9 protein-coding genes are annotated in these 16,406 nt (G+C 74.4%); 1 reads left to right on the top strand and 8 read right to left on the bottom strand.

The annotated features are described in order from the left end of the window. Positions 1 to 247 precede the first annotated feature (247 nt). The 3 genes from ACZ6RT_RS03285 to ACZ6RT_RS03275 all read right to left on the bottom strand — a co-directional run bounded on the left by ACZ6RT_RS03285 (position 248) and on the right by ACZ6RT_RS03275 (position 5,429). Entirely contained in the window at positions 248 to 862 is a 615-nt protein-coding gene (locus ACZ6RT_RS03285) for a response regulator transcription factor (RefSeq protein WP_344905966.1), read from the bottom strand. Positions 863 to 1,097: 235 nt separating this feature from the next. Next, positions 1,098 to 3,800 carry a sensor histidine kinase gene (locus tag ACZ6RT_RS03280; RefSeq protein ID WP_470152086.1) on the bottom strand — a complete coding sequence of 901 codons (2,703 nt, stop codon included), beginning with the start codon at positions 3,798 to 3,800 and terminating at the stop codon, positions 1,098 to 1,100. Positions 3,801 to 3,866: 66 nt separating this feature from the next. Continuing rightward, a complete protein-coding gene (locus tag ACZ6RT_RS03275; protein ID WP_399188821.1) occupies positions 3,867 to 5,429 on the bottom strand; it encodes a SagB family peptide dehydrogenase in 1,563 nt (520 codons plus the stop codon). A 504-nt stretch (positions 5,430 to 5,933) separates the two neighbouring features. Between ACZ6RT_RS03275 and ACZ6RT_RS03270 the strand changes: the two genes are divergently transcribed. After that, on the top strand, positions 5,934 to 6,749 hold the full coding sequence (locus tag ACZ6RT_RS03270; RefSeq protein WP_399188819.1) for a helix-turn-helix domain-containing protein: 816 nt from the start codon (positions 5,934 to 5,936) through the stop codon (positions 6,747 to 6,749). Between the two features lie 247 nt (positions 6,750 to 6,996). On the opposite strand, the gene ACZ6RT_RS03265 is transcribed toward ACZ6RT_RS03270, so the two are convergent. The 5 genes from ACZ6RT_RS03265 to ACZ6RT_RS03245 all read right to left on the bottom strand — a co-directional run bounded on the left by ACZ6RT_RS03265 (position 6,997) and on the right by ACZ6RT_RS03245 (position 16,405). After that, positions 6,997 to 8,355 carry a cytochrome P450 gene (locus tag ACZ6RT_RS03265; RefSeq protein ID WP_470152085.1) on the bottom strand — a complete coding sequence of 453 codons (1,359 nt, stop codon included), beginning with the start codon at positions 8,353 to 8,355 and terminating at the stop codon, positions 6,997 to 6,999. A 74-nt stretch (positions 8,356 to 8,429) separates the two neighbouring features. Further along, positions 8,430 to 9,032: a flavin reductase family protein gene (locus ACZ6RT_RS03260; protein ID WP_399188815.1), complete on the bottom strand. Its 603-nt coding sequence runs from the start codon at positions 9,030 to 9,032 to the stop codon at positions 8,430 to 8,432. A 15-nt stretch (positions 9,033 to 9,047) separates the two neighbouring features. Next, positions 9,048 to 9,494 (bottom strand): acyl-CoA thioesterase, encoded by a 447-nt coding sequence (locus ACZ6RT_RS03255; RefSeq protein WP_399188813.1) that lies wholly within the window; start codon positions 9,492 to 9,494, stop codon positions 9,048 to 9,050. A gap of 3 nt (positions 9,495 to 9,497) precedes the next feature. Next, positions 9,498 to 15,380, bottom strand: a complete 5,883-nt coding sequence (locus tag ACZ6RT_RS03250; protein WP_470152084.1) for a type I polyketide synthase — start codon at positions 15,378 to 15,380, stop codon at positions 9,498 to 9,500. Next, the gene (locus ACZ6RT_RS03245) at positions 15,377 to 16,405 is read right to left on the bottom strand and encodes an enediyne biosynthesis protein (RefSeq protein WP_399188809.1); all 1,029 of its coding nucleotides are present in this window, start codon (positions 16,403 to 16,405) and stop codon (positions 15,377 to 15,379) included. Before ACZ6RT_RS03245 ends, ACZ6RT_RS03250 begins: the two co-directional genes overlap by 4 nt. Between the last annotated feature and the right edge of the window lies 1 nt (position 16,406).

Here is a 16,406-nt window from a genome sequence, read left to right as displayed (position 1 = left end):
GCCTCCCGGGAGATGCGCAGGTGGGGGGGCAGGACGACGGCCTGCCGACTCCCCCATCATGGGACGGCCCGGACACCGGGGCATCTTCTCGCATGCGATCGGCGCGGCACCGGTCCGGCGCGGCACCGGTCCGGCGCGGCACCGATCCGGTGTCGTGCCGGGCACCGTTTCCGCCGCGTGCGGCCCGGCACCTTTCCGCCGCACGCCGCACGCCGCACGCCGCGTGCCCGTTCCCGGCAGGCGGCCCCTACGACACCCAGCCGGCCTCGGTGGCGATCCGGATGGCGTCGACCCGGTTGCGCGCGTTCAGCTTGGTCAGGATCCTGGTCAGGTAGTTGCGCACGGTGCCGACCGACAGGTGCAGGGTGGCGGCGATCTCCGGGGCCTCGGCCCCTCCGGCGGCCAGCTTCAGGATCTGGACCTCCCGTTCGGAGAGGGGGTTCTCCCCGACGTCCCAGGCGGTCAGGGCGAGCTGCGGATCGATGACCCGCCGTCCCGCGGCCACCCCGCGGATCGCCGCGGCCAGGTCCTCGAAGGGGGCGTCCTTGAGGATGAAGCCGGAGACCGAGACCGACAGCGCGCGGCGCAGGGTCCCCGGCCGGCCCAGGCCTGTCAGGATGAGCGTGCGGCACGAGGGCAGCTTGCCGTGCAGGATCTCCGCCGCCGCCAGGCCGTCGAGTCCGGGCAGGTCGATGTCGATGACCGCGACGTCGGGCCGGCATTCGAGCGCGGTCGGCACGATCGTGTCGCCGCGCTCGACCTGGGCCACGACGGTCAGGTCGTCCTCGAGGTCGAGCAGGGCGGCCAGCGCCCCGCGCACCATGCGCACGTCCTCCGCCAGGAGAACCTTCAGATTCCGCAAACCGCCCGTCCCAGCCTCTTTCCGTGAGCGTCGCCTCCGGCCCGGCCTGCGGCGCCCGTCGGCGCGTACGGCCCGGCGGTCCCGTTCCGGTCGCCGCCGTGGCACGGTGCGGCCGGTTCCCCGGGCCCGCAGAACAGCCGTCCGCGGTGGATACGCTGAATCTGGGGTGCGCCTGGTACGAAGGTTACTTATCGCATGACAAGGCGCAATACCTGACAGGCAAGGGTCGAATCAGTCAGGGTTCCTCATCAACGGACGCGCGGAGCGTCCGGACCGTGGCGGGCGGCACCGCCCGAGGTGCCTGCGACGCCGACGCCGTCCGCAGTCCTGCGTCAGCGCCCCCGGCGCCCCCGGCGCCCCCGGCGCCCCCAGCGTCCCCCGCACGCTCCGCGGAGAGCGGGACCTCCGCCGTCACCTCGAACCTGCCGTCGCGCACCAGGGCCGTCAGGCGGCCGCCGACCCCCTCCAGCCGTGCCCGCAGGTCCCCCAGCCCGCTGTCGTCCTCGGCGTCGGCACCGGCGAGGTCGGGCGGTTCGCCGTCCCGCGCCCTGTCGTTGCTGACGCGCAGCCGCAGCGCGTCCCGGTCCGCGGAGGCCTCGATGGCGCACCGCCGTGCCCTGCTGTGGCGCAGCACGTTGGTGACCGTCTCGTGGAGCACGATCGCCATCATCGTGTCCAGCTCCCTGGGCGGTGTCCCGCAGCGGACGTCCAGGCTCACGTCGATGCCCGCCGACGACAGCGACGCCGCCGCCGTCTCCGCCTCGGCGGCCAGGGACATGTCGCGGTAGCCGCTGGCCGCCACCCGCACGTCGGAGAGCGCCCGGCGGGCGATGCTCGCGATCTCGCGCGCCTCCTCCCGCGCCCGCTCCGGGCTCTCCGGGAGGAAGCGGCGGGCCAGCTCGCTCCTCATCGTCACCTCGGACAGGTTGCGGCCGAGCACCTCGTGCAGGTCGCGCGCCACCCGCAGCCGCTCCCGCTCCACCGCCATGCGCGTCACCTGCCCCCGCGCCGCGTGCACCTGGTCCACCAGCCCCGACAGCGAGCTCACCCCGAAGACCACCAGGCCGGTCAGCAGGCTGGAGACGGTCACGTACCCGATCAGGGCGGGCTCGTGTCCCCAGAGCGCGGAGACCGCCAGGACGGCCGCGCCCACCGCGGCGTACAGGACCCAGCGCGCCCACCCGGTCACGACCAGCAGGACCGAACCCGCCAGGAAACCCGCCATCGACTCCCACGCGGCGCCGAGCCACAGCAGGGGCAGGAACGTCGCCAGCGTCAGGGCCGACAGCGTCAGCGCCCGGACGCGCCGCGGCCAGCGTCGCGGCCGGTAGACGGAGTGCGCGACCTGCAGGGCCAGCACGGCGAGCAGGCACGGCACGGACGCCAGCGACGCGCCCCGGTCCGGTGCCAGCCTCAGGACGTTGACCACGGTCAGCAGCGTGTAACCGCCGAGCATCCCGAAGGTGAGCAGCATCGCCATCCGCAGCGCCTGCGTCTCGGACCGGTTCTCCCGCGTCCCGTACCTGTGCAGCGGCCACACCGGGCCGCGGGGACCGCGCCGGGTCCCCGCGGTCCCCACGGTCCCCGAGGTCCCCGCGGTCCCCGAGGTCCCCGTCGTGCCGGCGCTCCCCGCCGGGGCCGCCGGGGCCGCCGGGGCCGCCGGGGCCTCTGCCACCAGCTCGAACCACTCCCCGCTCGTCGTCACCGTCAGCCCGCCGCCGACGTCCTCCAGCCGGCAGGCCAGGTTCCCCAGGCCGCTGCCCTGGGAGGCGGCCTCGGGGACGGCCACCACCCCGTCGTTGGTCACCCGCAGCCGGACCGTGCCCCCCGCGCCGGCACCGTCGGCCTCCCCGCCCTTCCCCGCGCTCCCCGCGCTCTCGGCGTCCTCGGTGCCCCGCATCTGACCGGTACCGTCGTCGTGGGCGACCTCGATGACGCACCGCCGCGCCCTGCTGTGCCGCAGCGTGTTGGTGACCGCCTCGCGCAGCACGATCGCCATCACCGCGCCGGTCTCCCCGGCCGGAGCGCGAGGGGGGACGCTCACCCGGACGTCGATCCCGGCGGACGACAGCGTCGAGACCGCCGTCCTCACCTCCTCCCGCAGGGAGATGTCGCGGTACCCGCCCGCCACCACCCGCACGTCGGCCAGCGCGCGCCGGGCGATGCCCAGCACCTCCTCCAGCTCGGTCCGCGCGCGGTCGGCGAACCGCGGCAGCAGCCGGCAGGCCAGCTCGCCCTTGAGCGCCATCGCCGACAGGTGGTAGCCGAACAGGTCGTGCAGGTCGCGCGCCACCCGCAGCCGCTCCCGCACCACCGCCATGCGCGCCACGTCCCTGCGCGCCGCGTGCACCTCCGCCACCACCCCGGACAGCGCGCTCACCCCGTAGATCACCAGGCCGGTCTGCAGCGTCACCCCGGCCAGCTGCGCCGCGTCGGGCAGCGGCACCCCGTCCGCCAGGGCGACCAGCGGGAACGTCACCCCGACCAGGAGGTACAGCGCCCAGCGCGACGCGACCGTCCCCAGCGTCTGCAGCACCGCCGCGGCCAGGAAGCCGCCCAGCACCGACCAGGGCGGCCCGAACCACGCGTACGGCAGGTAGGTCGCGAGCGCCTGCGCCGAGAGGGTCAGCGCGCGGCGGCGGACCGGCCACCGTCTCGGCTGCCGCGAGGAGTGCGCGAGCTGCAGGGCGAAAACACCGCCGAACAGGGCGAACCCCAGCGGCTCGAAGCCTTCGGGGAACGTCCACAGCCCGCTCAGCAGGTTGATCAGCGTCATCAGGACGTACCCGCACAGGACCGCGACGGAGAGCGACAGGCCCATCGGCGGGGCCCACACGTCGGCGGCGGCGCCCTCGAACATGCCGCGGTGCCAGGGCAGCAGACCGGTGAGCCTGCGCGGGGACGACGGCCGACGCCGATCCGGCGCGCTCCCCGCCATCGAACCCTGCCTCCCCGGTGCGGACCGTATCGACTCGGTGACGCTCGAAGCTCAGTGCACTGTATATCAGGCGGATCCAGACATGAACGGCTTCCTGTCGCCCCCCTGGGAGAGGCGTGTCCGGGCCCGGTCACCCCACCGCGCGTCGTTGGCCGGGCGCATGTCCGGCCGGGCGGGCGAGGGGCCGGCGGGACGGCCCACCAGGAAGCCGCCCACCCCCGACTCGACGCGCCAGTCGAGCCCGAGCACGCGCGCGGAGACGTCGATGTCGATGATCTCCGTCCAGCACGCGGCCAGGCCCATGGCCGTGCCGACCAGGTGCAGGGTCTGCAGCACCGCCCCGACGTTCTTGAGCACCAGCGCGTAGCTCAGCCCGTTGTACTTGCGCGACAGCCTGCGGAACCGCGCCGTGACGGCGATGAGGACGGGCGGCGCCTCGGCGAGGTTCGCGGCCAGCCGGCCGCCCTCCAGCAGCTCGGCCACGGCCTCGGGGTCGGGGTTGACCTGTTCCAGCCGGTGGCCGAGGGGGTCGTAGTGGTACACCCCCCGGGGGATCCCGGTGCAGTCGCCGATCGCCAGGTAGAACTCGAACTCGTAGCAGCCCCCCAGGTTCAGGTAGGGCCGGTCGCTGGTCGCGACCGTCGAGCCGTCCCTGTCCGGCGGGACGAGGGCACGCACCCGCGCCGCCCGGTAGAGCAGCTGCCCGATCTCCCGTCCGGTCAGCGGGGCGTCGGCGAAGCGCGTCGCCGGGCCGCCCGCCTCGACCGCCACGGTCAGCGGGGGGTCGGCCGCCACCAGCTCCCCCCAGCGCGGCCGGGGAAGGGCGACGCCCGGCAGGTCCGGCGACCGCTTGACCGCGGGCTCGACGTCCCAGCGGTCCCCCAGGGGGTAGGTCGCCCCGAAGTCGTTGTCGTGCCGCCCCAGGGTGGAGCGCGTGTGGAACATCAGGTCGAGGGGGGTCCACGCGGCCAGCGCAGGCGCGGTGTCCTCGGCGAACACCGCGCCGCGGGGACGGTCGCCCGCCTCGGCCGTCACCACCATCCCCGCCCCGGCCAGGTGGCCGAGCAGGTCGAGGACGAGGTCGCCGGGGTGGGGCAGCGCCGCCGCGGCCTCCGCGGGCAGGACGGCCCGGCCCAGCGCCCCGATCAGCCGTACGGCGTCGGCGTGGTGCAGGTCCACGCGGTGCAGGCTGAGGGGGGACTCCAGGAAGTAGCGCTCGCCGTCGGTGCGCAGGACCGCGAACCGCGACAGGCGGATGGGCGTCCCGGCGGACAGCGCGACGGGCGTGAAGCGCGCCTGCTGCGCCATCGGGACGACGGAGATGAGCGGCCGCTCCGGATCGACCGCGAACGACCGGATGACCATCGGCTGGATCCTGTCGAGCAGCCGGTCCAGCTCCCGCCGCTCGCCGTCGCCGTAGGCGATGTTCCCCAGGGACACCGGGCCGAAGCCCATGCGCCGGAGCGCCTCGAGGACGGCCCTGCCCGGGGCCGGGACGGTCGTGTCGCCCCAGCGGCCGCGCAGCACGACGTTCCCGTCGTCGTCGGTCTCGACGTGGACGTCCTCCCGCAGCGACCACAGGTCGACCCTCCCGGGCGCCCGCGCGCCGTCGTCACCGGAAGCGGACATCAGCGGCCGGCGGCGTCCGGGCGGGGCGCCTCGACGGTGTCCACGGCGCTCATGGCTCCTCCTGCTCCCACGCGGCGGACCCGCGGGCCGATCCCGCCGGGTCCGTCCCGTCAGGTCCACGCAGAGGATGCACCAGACCTCCCCGCGCCGGTAGTCAACGGATCACGTTCTCGATGTGAATTATTCACATAGGGAATGTGATGCCGCGAGTAGCCCGTTCTGGGAGGCCGACCTATGGTGACACCATAAAATGCTCATTCGAATCGTATTCCCCTGCCGTCAACGGCCTTGGAATACGAGGAGAAAGCGTACGTTCAATCCCATCGGTCTGTACGGCACTTCGGGAATGCCGTCCGGCCCGCAGGGGACGCGAACCGCGGGCCGGGCCGGCCGCCAGGACAGCGGCCTTCCCGGTCCGGCACCCGATACGAAAGGAAACCTCGGCGAGCCGATCACCCCCACCGTCGGAATCGGCTGGCCACCTCTTCGCGAAACGGAAAAGAGATGGAAGACGAGATCGAGCGGGCTGTGAGACGAGTCATCGAGACGATGTGCGACAGCCCCGGCGAGCAACTCACCATCGATGACCTGGCGCGTGTCGCCATGTTCAGTAAGTTCCATTTCTCCCGTATCTTCCGGCGGCTCACCGGAGTACCGCCGGGCCGTTTCCTGTCGGCGATACGCCTGCAGGAGGCGAAGACGCTGCTGCTGTCGACCCCGTTGTGCGTCGCCGACGTCTGCACGCAGGTCGGCTACTCCGCGGTCGGCACCTTCAGCACGCGGTTCAAGTACAGCGTCGGCGTCGCCCCCACCCAGTACCGCAAGGACCGCGGTGCCGGGATGCGGTCCCCGGCGCACGAGGGCGCCGCCACGGCGGCGGACGCGGTCGTCCGCGGCGACCTGCTGGCACCGCCGGACGGGGGCTCCGACCTCGTCTGCGTCGGCCTGTTCCCCGACCCCGTCCCGGAGGGCTGGCCGGTGCGCTCCACCATCGTCCGCTCCACCGGCTCGTACACGCTGGACCGCGTGCCCCCGGGCTCGTGGTACCTCGTGGCGCACTCCCTGGTCCGTCACGACACGGCGCCGGGGAGCCGCGGCGAGTCCGAGTCCGCCCTGCTGTGCGTACGCGGGCCGATCACCGTACGGTCCGGCGCCACCCGGACGGTGGACCTGCCGCTGCGGACGAGGCGGGTGTTCGACCCGCCCGTGCTGCCCGCCGTGTTCGACGCCCGGCCCGACGAGGCCGTGGACCCGGTCGTCGCCGCCGACGCGGTCATGGACTGGTCGCGGGCCGGCACCAGGGACCTGGTCGCGAGCTGACCCCGGGCCCGGCCGCGCGCCGGTCCCGGGAACGAACCGCCCCGGCACCCGGCGGCACCGCCACCGGGTGCCGCCGGGTGTCCGCGGGTGTCCGCGGTTCCGGGAGACGACAGGGGACGACCGCGGGAGACGACGGGGAACGACGACGCGGGACGACGCGGGAGACGCCCCCCGGGAGACGACGGTCCGCCGCCGAGGATCTCGACCTCGGCGGCGGACCGTCGTCTCGCGCCGTGAACGGTGGCGCTCAGCCGAGCCGGTGCACCGTCATCGGCAGCCCGCCCCGTACGCGCAGCGAGAGCATGGGCTCGGGGACCACCCTGCGGCCCGGCACGCCGGTCAGTCGCAGTTCCCGGGCGACCACCGCGGTCACGAAGACCGCCTCCATCATCCCGAGGTTGCTGCCGACGCAGACCCGCGGCCCGGCGCCGAACGGGATGTAGGCGTAGCGCGGCCGGCCCGACGAGCGGTCCGGGGCGAACCGCTCGGGGTCGAACCGCTCGGGCCGGTCCCAGAAGGCCGGATGCCGGTGCAGGGTGTAGGGGCAGATCAGGACGTCGGCCCCGGCCGGCACGCGGTACCCGGCGACCTCGTCGTCCGCCCTGGCCTGGCGGGTCAGGATCCACACCGGCGGGTACAGCCGCATCGCCTCGCTCACGACCATGGTCGTGTACCTCAGGCGGCGCAGGTCCTCGAAGGCCGGCGACCGGTCGCCGAGCACCTCGACCGCCTCGGCGTGCAGCCGCTCGAACACCTCGGGATGACGGTCCAGGAGGTGGAAGGTCCACGACAGCGTGCTGGCCGTCGTCTCGTGCCCGGCGAGCAGCAGGGTGACCAGCTCGTCACGGAGCCTGCCCCCCATGTCGGCCGCCCCCCGGTTCGCGGCGATCAGCCGGGACACCGCGTCCTCGCCGGCCCCGCCGTTCTCGCCGTTCTCACCGGCCCGGCCGGCACGCTCGACGCGCTCGGCGCGCTCGGCGACCAGCGCGTCGACGACGCGCTGCAGGTCCCGGCGGGCGCGCCGGAAGCGGAGCTGCTTGGGCAGCGGCAACCAGAGCGGGACCTTGCTCAGGGTCACCATCTCGAACATCGCCTGGTCCTGCACGGCCTCGAACGAGTGGCCGATCGAGGCGAACGCGGTCAGGTCGGCGTCCAGCAGCGTGCGGCCGAGCACGCCGAGGGTCAGGCCGGTCATCTCGCCCAGCACGTCGACGGGTTCGCCGCCGGCCCGCTCGCGCAGCCGGGCCACCAGTCTTTCGGCCTCCTCGGCGACCACCCCGGCGTAGCCGGCGATCCGCCGGTGCTGGAACACCGGCTGGATCACCTTGCGCTGGGCCCGCCACAGCTCTCCGTCGCTGGTCAGCAGCCCCTCGCCGAGGGCACGCCTGGCCTGGACGAGACCGATCCCCTTGTTGTAGTTCTCGGCGTTGTCGGCCAGCACGTGCTTGGCGTGGTCGGGGTGGTTGAAGTAGTACAGCGTCTGCGGCCCGACGGAGATGCGGACCTCGTCGCCGTAGCGCCGCGCGGCCTCGGTCAGCATCCCCAGCCGGTCGCGGACCAGCTTCACGAACAACCCCGGTGTCTCCCGCCGGGGCGGTCCCGGCATCCTCTCCCGGGACCGTCCCGGTGACCCCGGCGGCCTCCGGCGTACCGGGGCCGCCGGGGGCGACGTCGTGAGGCTCATGCCGTCACCGTCCTCTCCCCCAGTCTGCGGAACCTCCCGTCGGCGAAGACCAGCCCGTCCCCGCCCGCGTGGCGGTCCAGCGACAGGACGCCACCGACGAAGATCGTGTGGTCTCCGCCGCCGTAGGCGTAGCGGATCTCACACTCGAAGTGGGCCAGGGCCCCCTCGATGAGGGGCACCCCGGTCAGCCGCCCGGGCGTCCAGGCGACGGTCTCGAACTGGGCCGCCCCCAGCCTCCGCGACCGGTGCGCGAAGTAGCGCGCCACGCCCTCCTGGTCGTCGGCGAGCACCGACACCCCGAAGTGGGCGGTCTCGGAGAGCCTGGTGTGCATGACCGCGTCCCGGCCGATGCACACCAGCACCAGTGGCGGATCCAGGGAGACCGAGGTGAAGGAGTTGGCGGTCATGCCGTGCACCGCCTGGCCGCCGGTCGTCACGACCGTGACGCCGGTGGCGAACGCCCCGCAGGCCCGGCGCATCGCGTCGCGGTCCACCGTTCCCGCCGGGAACGGGCGGTGGCCCACCGGCGGGGACGGGTGGGGCACCGCCGGTGCGGACGGGCGGTCCATCACCGGCGGGGATGTCACTTCGACGTTCATCTCTGACCTCCCGCGTCATCGGCCGGGCACGGTCTGCGGCATGTAGGGCCCAAGGGCGCGGACGAGCGCCTCGGGGACCCGGGTCGGCACCGTGCGGTTGTTGGGCCCGCGCATGCACGCCACCCGCTGCCGCCCGCGGCCGACCAGCGTCTCCCCGCCGTCCGCGCCGAGCCGGACGTAGTCGAAGCCGAACTCCAGCTGGGTCTGCGTCATCTCCGTCAGGCGCATCCGGATCGACAGCTCGTCGAACGCGGTCAGCTCGGCGAAGAACTCGCAGTCCACGTGGAGCGTGAACAGCTTCAGGTCCTCCTGCAGCTCGGCCAGCACGTCCGGGGCGTGCGTCTTGAGGAACATCTCCCGGCACCGTCCCTGCCAGCGCAGGTAGTTGACGTAGTAGACGTTGCCGACGAGGTTGGTCTCCTCGAAGCCGACCGTGTGCAGGTACTCGAAGTATTTCGACACGGGCTACACCCCTCCTCCTTCGGTGACGACGTCGGTGAGGACCGCGAACGCGACCGGTTCCGGCAGGTCCCGCAGCGTCGTGACGAGCGTCGCGACCCGCAGGGAGCCACAGGTGAGGACCACCCACGGGCCGTGCCGCCCCGGGACCACGGCGAGCGGGTCCCGCGGGTGGACGCCGGCGTCCCGCAGGCAGCGCAGGGCCGCCAGCAGCCGGGTCCCGGCCGAACCGGCCGCCTCCCCGGTCTCGTCGGCCAGCCGCGCGAGCACCGCCGCGTGCGGTCCGAGCAGCCCGGCCCACTCCTGCTCGGGCCGTTCGGTCACCGCCTCCACGTGGCAGGCGACCCTCGCGCCGGCCCCGCCGTCGCCGCCGACCTCGCCGTCCCCGCCGTCCACGACGGCCGCCAGCGTGAGACCGGCCCCGTGGGACACCGCGGCCGGCACGCCGCCAGCCGGTCCGGGCCCGCCGGCACCACCCGGCACGTGCGGTACGTCGCGGCCGAGCGCGCGCCGTACGGCCAGCGCCGCCGCGGCGTCCGGGCCGGCCTGACCGCCGGGTTCGACGGCGACCGCCACCCGGGTGCCGAGCAGGCTCTCCGCCGTCCGCTCCAGGTAGGGGCCGAGCAGCGGCGCGGGCCAGGGGCCGCGGCCGTCCTGCTTGCGCACGGCCTGCAGGCGCAGGCCCTCCCAGCGTTCCACGACCCGGCCGTCGGGGGTGCGCACCGCGACGTCGTAGACGTAGACGTCGCCCTCGTGCCACCGCTCGGTGGCGCAGTAGCGCACCGTCCCGGCCTCGGCCAGCGCGGCGCCACCGGGGTAGAGCCGCTCGATGCCGGTGGGCAGGAGCGTCGCGTCCGGCACGCAGACCTGGTTGCCGTGCATGAAGACGTCACGGGCACCCGGGTCGCCCAGGAGCAGTTCCCCGGACAGGAAGCCGGCGAACCAGTCGGTGGCGTCGGTCGCCTCGACGTCGGCGTCGACGTGACGCGCCGCGGCCCGGTGGTAGCGCCGCAGGCGCTGGAAGCGACGCCCCTGGAACAGCAGGCCGTCGTACAGCTCGCTCGCCGGGTCCAGCGGCACGTCCGGCAGGTCGTCGCCGGCCTGCTCGGGCGGTCCCTGCGGCACGGCGGTGTCGCCGAAGCGCAGCCGGGCCCGGAAGTGGTCGGTGGCGAACACGCTCTCCGCGCTGCGGATCGTCGCCTGGACGGTGTCGTCGTCGGTGACGGTCACCGCGATCCTGATCGTGGTGGTCGCGTCCGGTGAGACGACGATGGGCCGCAGGAACTCGGCCTCCTCGATCACCGGGAGCGTGTCGCGGCCGGTCACCGCCGCCGCGGCCTGCGCCATGGCCTCCATGCCGAACACCGCGGGGAACAGCAGGTTCCCGTCGAGGCCGTGGTCGGCGAGGTAGAGGTCGGTGCCGGGGTTGAGCTCGGCCTCGGTGACCAGCTCGGCACCGGGGTAGTGGACCAGCGGGCGCTCGGTGAAGCGCAGCAGGGGCAGGTCCTGCCGGGCGTGGCCGATCGTGTCGATCGTCCCGGTACGGCCGCTGATCACCACCGTGGCGGGTGTCCCGGGGTCCTCCAGCAGCCGGCGCATGATCCGCACCCCCTGCTCGGGGGAGATCGGGGTGATGCCCTCGCGGAGCAGCGGTTCGATGACCGACAGCCGCTCGCCCATCCCGACGTCCGACCAGACCGACCACTCCATGCACAGGGTGCGGCAGTGCGGGTGGGTGCGGCCCCACTCCTCGGTGAGGTGGGCCAGCCACTCGTTCGCGGTCGCGTAGTGCGCCTCGCCGCGCAGCCCGGCCCGGCCGATGATGCTGCCGAACGTGACGAGCAGCCGCAGGGCCTGCGGGTCGACCGCGTCCAGCACGGCCCGCAGGCCGTCGACCTTGGGGGCGAAGGTACGCCGGAACGCCTCGGTGTCGAGGCCGGCGAGCGCGCCGGGCTCGTTGCGGCCGGAGCCGTGCAGCACGGCGGTGACCGGCCCCAGCTCCCCGACCACCTCGGCGACCGCCCGGCGCACCTGGGCGGGGTCGGTCACGTCGGCCCGCACGTACCGTACGGTCACACCGGCGTCGGTCATCCGGCGCAGGTTGGCGGCCAGCTCCTCGTCCCGGCCGGGGTCGGAGCGGCCCAGCACGGCCAGCCTGGCGCCGTAGGCGGAGGCGGTGGCCAGCGCGCACTCGGCGGTGATGCCCTTGCCTCCCCCGGTGACCAGCAGCACGTCCGTGCCGTCGAGCGGCGGGCGCGGGTCGGCCGCCCTGACCGGCAGGGTCCGCAGCCTCGGCACCCGTCGCGCGCCGTCGGCGTCGTGGTGCGCCTCGGCGTAGGACGAGGTGGCGGCCACCTCCGCGACCACCCGCTCGACGGCCGTGCGCGCGGGCAGGCCCGCCTCGGGCAGGTGCACGACGGTCACCGCCAGGTGGGGGGCCTCCTGGCGGAGCGTCTTGGCCAGGCCGGCCGCTCCACGGCCGTGCTGGACCAGGACGAACCGGCTGCCCGGCTCGTCGCCGAGCGCCGCCTTGGCCCCCTGGAGCGCCAGGCGCAGGTCGTGCTCGGCGCAGCCGGGGGGCAGGCAGACGAGGGTGCCCCGGCCGACGCCCGCCTCCTGCAGGGCGCGGCGCAGCTCCTCGGCGAACGGGTGGCCGTCGGGTGCGTGCACCCGCCATCCGCCCGGCTCCCGGTACTCGGTGCGCGCCGGCGGCGGTGCCTCGTCGAGCTCCACGGCGAAGGCGCGGGCCCACGGCGCGGCCCCCTCCACCTGGGGTGCCTGGCCGCTCCCGGCGCCCGGCTCGTTCTCGGCCAGCTCCTCGATGGCCTCGGCCAGCTCCCCGACGGTGGCGGTGGCGTAGTTGCCGGGCATCACCCCGGCCGCGCCGCCGAGCCGCTGGACGACCTCCTCCACGACCTTCCCGACGGTGATCGAGCTCAGGTGCAGGTCGTCCAGGAGGCGGCTGTCGTCGCGGACCATCTCCGGCGGCAGCTCGGCCCGCTCGGCCGCCAGGCGCCGCAGCAGTTCGAGCGGTGAGAGGCCCTCGTCGTCCCCCGCCGGCTCCGGCGGGGACGCCGGGATCGCAGGGGACGCCGGGTCCGCCGGGGTCCGGGGGGACGTCAGGGCCGGCGCGTCCGCCGGGACGACCGGCCCGGCGGCGCCGACGAGGACCTGCGGCGCCTGCTCGCACGGGCTGGCGAAGAACGTCAGCTCGGCACCGACCTCCAGCGGCCGGTTCGGCCGGCCGTGGAACAGGGCCCCGTGGTCGAGGGGGACGCCGGTGACGTAGGCGGCGGCGGCCACCCTCAGCAGCCCGCGGATCGACTCGTCGTCGGTGTCCAGCGCCACCGACGGCACGCCGGTCGCCGCGGACGCCAGCCCGGTGAGCACCCGCCCCGGGCCGACCTCGACGAACAGGTCCACGTCCTTGGCGGCGATCTCCACCGCCTGGACGAACCGGACCGGTTCGGTGATCTGCCGCCGCAGCAGCGCCGCGACGTCGGTGTCGGCCGGCAGCTCCCGCTCGGTCACGGTCGAGACGACGCGCCGCTCGACCGGGCGGAAGGTCTCCTGGGCCAGGGCGGCGCCCAGGGCGTCGGCCGCGGGGGCCACCAGCGGCGAGTGGAAGGCGTGCGAGACCGCCAGCCGGGTCCACCGCAGGCCCGCGTTCCCGGCCCGGCGGCCCATGGCCTCGATCGCGTCGACCGGCCCGGCCACCACCGTCTGGGCGGGGCCGTTGTACCCGGCGACCACGACGGGCAGGTCCGCGGCCAGGGCCGTCACCGTGTCCGGTGCCGCGGCGATGCCGGCCATCGCGCCCGGGGTGCTGTGCTCGGTCATCAGCCGGCCGCGCAGGGCGGCCGTGCGCAGCAGGGCGTCCTCGTCCATGGCCCCGGCCCAGTGCAGGGCGGAGATCTCCCCGAGGCTGTGCCCGACGCCGACGGCGGCGTCGATGCCCAGCAGCGACAGGGCCCGCAGCCCGGCCATCGAGCCGGTGACGATCCGGGGCTGGGCGACCGCGGTCGCCACGGTGTCGCCGCCACAGGGCAGGGCCGCCTTGGCGTAGACCTCCTCGACCTCGGCGAAACGGCGCCGCAGGGCCCCGCCGCTGGTGCCGCGGCCCGACCCCTGGCCGGGGAAGAGGTAGCCGACCCGGCCCACGCCGGAGGTCCTGCCGAGGAAGGCCCGGCCGTCCGGCGCGAACAGGGTGGTCTCGCCCGCCTCCAGCGCCGTGAGCACCTTCGCCAGCTGGGCCTCGGCGTCCTCGGGGGAGGAGGCGACCACGGCCGCCCGCCAGGGCAGGTCGCGCAGGTCCCGCTGGAGGCCGACGGCCAGGTCGGCCAGCTCGGCGTAGGACAGCTTCGGCACGAAACCGGCCAGCCGCGTCAGCCGGTCGCGCAGCTCCCCGGGGGAGGCCGCGTCGACCAGCAGCAGCTCGGTGTCCTGCACCGACGCCGCCAGCTCCCTGGTGCGGGCGGACAGGACGGCGCGGCGCCGCGGACCGGCCTTGTCCAGGACGATGTGGGTGTTGATGCCGCCGAAGCCCATCGCGGTGACACCGGCCCGCACCGGGGCGCCCTCGGGCCACGGCTCGGCCTTGCGCAGCACGCGCAGCGCCGGTTCCTCGGTCAGCAGGGGGTGGGGCTCGACGCAGCCGGTGGCGGGGGGCAGCACCTCCTCGTGCACGGCCATCACGGCCTTGATCAGGCCCGCCACCCCGGCCGCGGCCTTGGTGTGCCCGATCATCCCCTTGATGGAGCCGATCACCGGGGGGCGGGCGGAGCCGTCGCCGGACCGGCTCTCCCGTACCGCCTCCGACAGCGCGGTGAGCTCGTTGGCGTCGCCGACCGGGGTGCCGGTGCCGTGGCCCTCGAACAGCTCCACGGTGCCGATGTCGAAGCCGGCCTTGTCGTAGGCCCGGCGCAGCGCGCGCCGGTACCCCTCGGCCTCGGGCCGGGTGATGCCGCCCTTGCCGTCGGAGGAGATGCCCCAGCCGGCGATGGAGGCGTAGACCCGCCGGTCGGCGGCGTCGGCCTCGCGCATCAGCACGAGCATCCCGCAGCCCTCGCCCGGCCAGAAGCCGTTGGAGCCGCGGTCGTAGACGCGCATCTCCCCCTTGGCCAGGGCGCCGGTCTTGGCGAACCCGATGATCTCGAAGGGGTCGATGGACAGGTCGACCCCTCCGGCGACGGCGACGTCCAGCTCGCCGTCGGCCAGCATCCGGCACGCGGTGGACACCGACAGCAGCGACGACGAGCACGCCCCGTCGACGATGAACCCGCCGCCGCCCAGGTCGAAGTGGTTGCAGATGCGCCCGGCGATGGTGTTGGCCAGCCCGCCGGCGAGGGTGTCCTCGTCCACCGGCGGGAACGGCCGCTTGTAGGCCTCCTCCACGTCCGCGAGGAAGGCCGCCGTGCGCTCGTCCTCCCAGCCGGCCTCCCGCAGGGCGGCGCCGACGACGCGCCGCACGTACGGCCAGCGCAGCCGCATGAGGTTGGCCCGGGTGAACTCGCCGGTGAGGGTGTTGCCCACGACCACGCCGGTCCGCTCCCTGGGCAGGCCCTCCCCGCCGGTGAACCCGGCGTCGGTAAGGGCCTGCGCGGCCATGTCCAGCGCCAGCCAGTGCGTCAGGTCGGTCGAACGGTACGTGCTCCCCGGGATCTTGTACGCGACCCGGTCGAACTCGTAGCCCTCGATGACCGCGGCGTGGCGGGCGTAGGTCCGGTCGGGGGTGGAGGGGGCGGCGTCCCAGTAGTCGTCGAGCCGCATGCGCTCGTCGGGCAACCGGCGGAAGGCGCGCCGGCCCGCCAGCGCGTTCTCCCACAGCTGCCTGGGCGAGGTGGCGTCCGGGTACCGGCACGCCATTCCAACGACCGCTATCCGCGTCATGCTGACACGACCTCCCGATGACCGTTCACCGAGCCCCGTCCGTCGGCGCCGCCGGCCGCGGCCGCGGGTGCCGCGGTCCCGGGGGCGGGCAGGCGGTCGCCCAGGCCGAGGCCCTCCATCGCGCGCCGCTCACCGGCCCGCTCGACGAAGTGCAGCGACCACAGGAACAGACCGCGGATCAGGCAGACGGCCGCGGTGGCGAAGAACAGGCCGTAGGCGATGCCCGCGCCGGTGATGGCCCCGTACAGCACCGCGACGCCGAGGCCGAAGGCGACCTGGGAGTGCGGCCTGGACGGCGTCGTGCCCGGGTCGGTGATCATGTAGTTGGTGAAGAGGATGAACGCCACGCCGGTCATGGTGGCCAGCGTCCCGGTGATGGAGTTGTCGAGGACGACGCCGCGCACGACCGCCTGCAGCACGAAGCCGCCCAGCCATCCGGCGATCAGCCACATCCGGCCGGTGAGCTTGGCGTTGAGCAGGGTGCCGGTGGTGATGATGATCGCCGGGACCAGCCAGTCGATCGGGCCGGAGACGTTCTCGGTGAAGTGGTACGGCGGGGCGATGCTGACCCAGGGGAACAGGATCAGCAGCACGGCGATGCCGAAGTTGGACGGGTTCATGAAGTGCCGGAGCCGGCCCCTGACCGGGGCGCGCAGCACCCACTTGGCGCCGACCGCCACGACCACGCCGAACATCATCGTGAGGATCTGGTCGTTGACGTAGATCAGCATGTTCATGGCGATGGAGGTGATGTGGGCCGGGTAGAGGAACTCCATCAGGCCCTTGAACCCGCCGCCCCGGTAACGCGGCGCCCGCCCCTCGCCGCGCGCGCCGATGTACTCCAGGCCGATCTCCACGGCGTACCCGGTGGCGAGGGCGACGAAGGGCCAGGTCCAGGGCTGCTCGAAGCCGAGCAGCGTGTAGCCGAAGATGTTGAAGATCGTGATCGAGATCGCGAACCTGCGCAGCGCGGTCGTGACCTTGGGGTCGTGCCGCGGCGGCGCGCTGGGACTCGTCGGGGACATG

It is taken from the genome of Streptosporangium sp. NPDC050148 (assembly GCF_055586505.1).
Note: the sequence above shows the minus strand (reverse complement) of the source record. Positions and strands in the feature narration are given on the sequence as shown.

What these genes read in the sequence shown, in the direction of transcription:
- ACZ6RT_RS03260 (WP_399188815.1), bottom strand. Translation starts at nt 9,032, where the DNA reads ATGAACGTCGAAGTGACATCCCCGCCGGTGATGGACCGCCCGTCCGCA.
- ACZ6RT_RS03270 (WP_399188819.1), top strand. Translation starts at nt 5,934, where the DNA reads ATGGAAGACGAGATCGAGCGGGCTGTGAGACGAGTCATCGAGACGATG.
- ACZ6RT_RS03250 (WP_470152084.1), bottom strand. Translation starts at nt 15,380, where the DNA reads ATGACGCGGATAGCGGTCGTTGGAATGGCGTGCCGGTACCCGGACGCC.
- ACZ6RT_RS03265 (WP_470152085.1), bottom strand. Translation starts at nt 8,355, where the DNA reads ATGCCGGGACCGCCCCGGCGGGAGACACCGGGGTTGTTCGTGAAGCTG.
- ACZ6RT_RS03245 (WP_399188809.1), bottom strand. Translation starts at nt 16,405, where the DNA reads ATGTCCCCGACGAGTCCCAGCGCGCCGCCGCGGCACGACCCCAAGGTC.
- ACZ6RT_RS03280 (WP_470152086.1), bottom strand. Translation starts at nt 3,800, where the DNA reads ATGGCGGGGAGCGCGCCGGATCGGCGTCGGCCGTCGTCCCCGCGCAGG.
- ACZ6RT_RS03275 (WP_399188821.1), bottom strand. Translation starts at nt 5,429, where the DNA reads ATGTCCGCTTCCGGTGACGACGGCGCGCGGGCGCCCGGGAGGGTCGAC.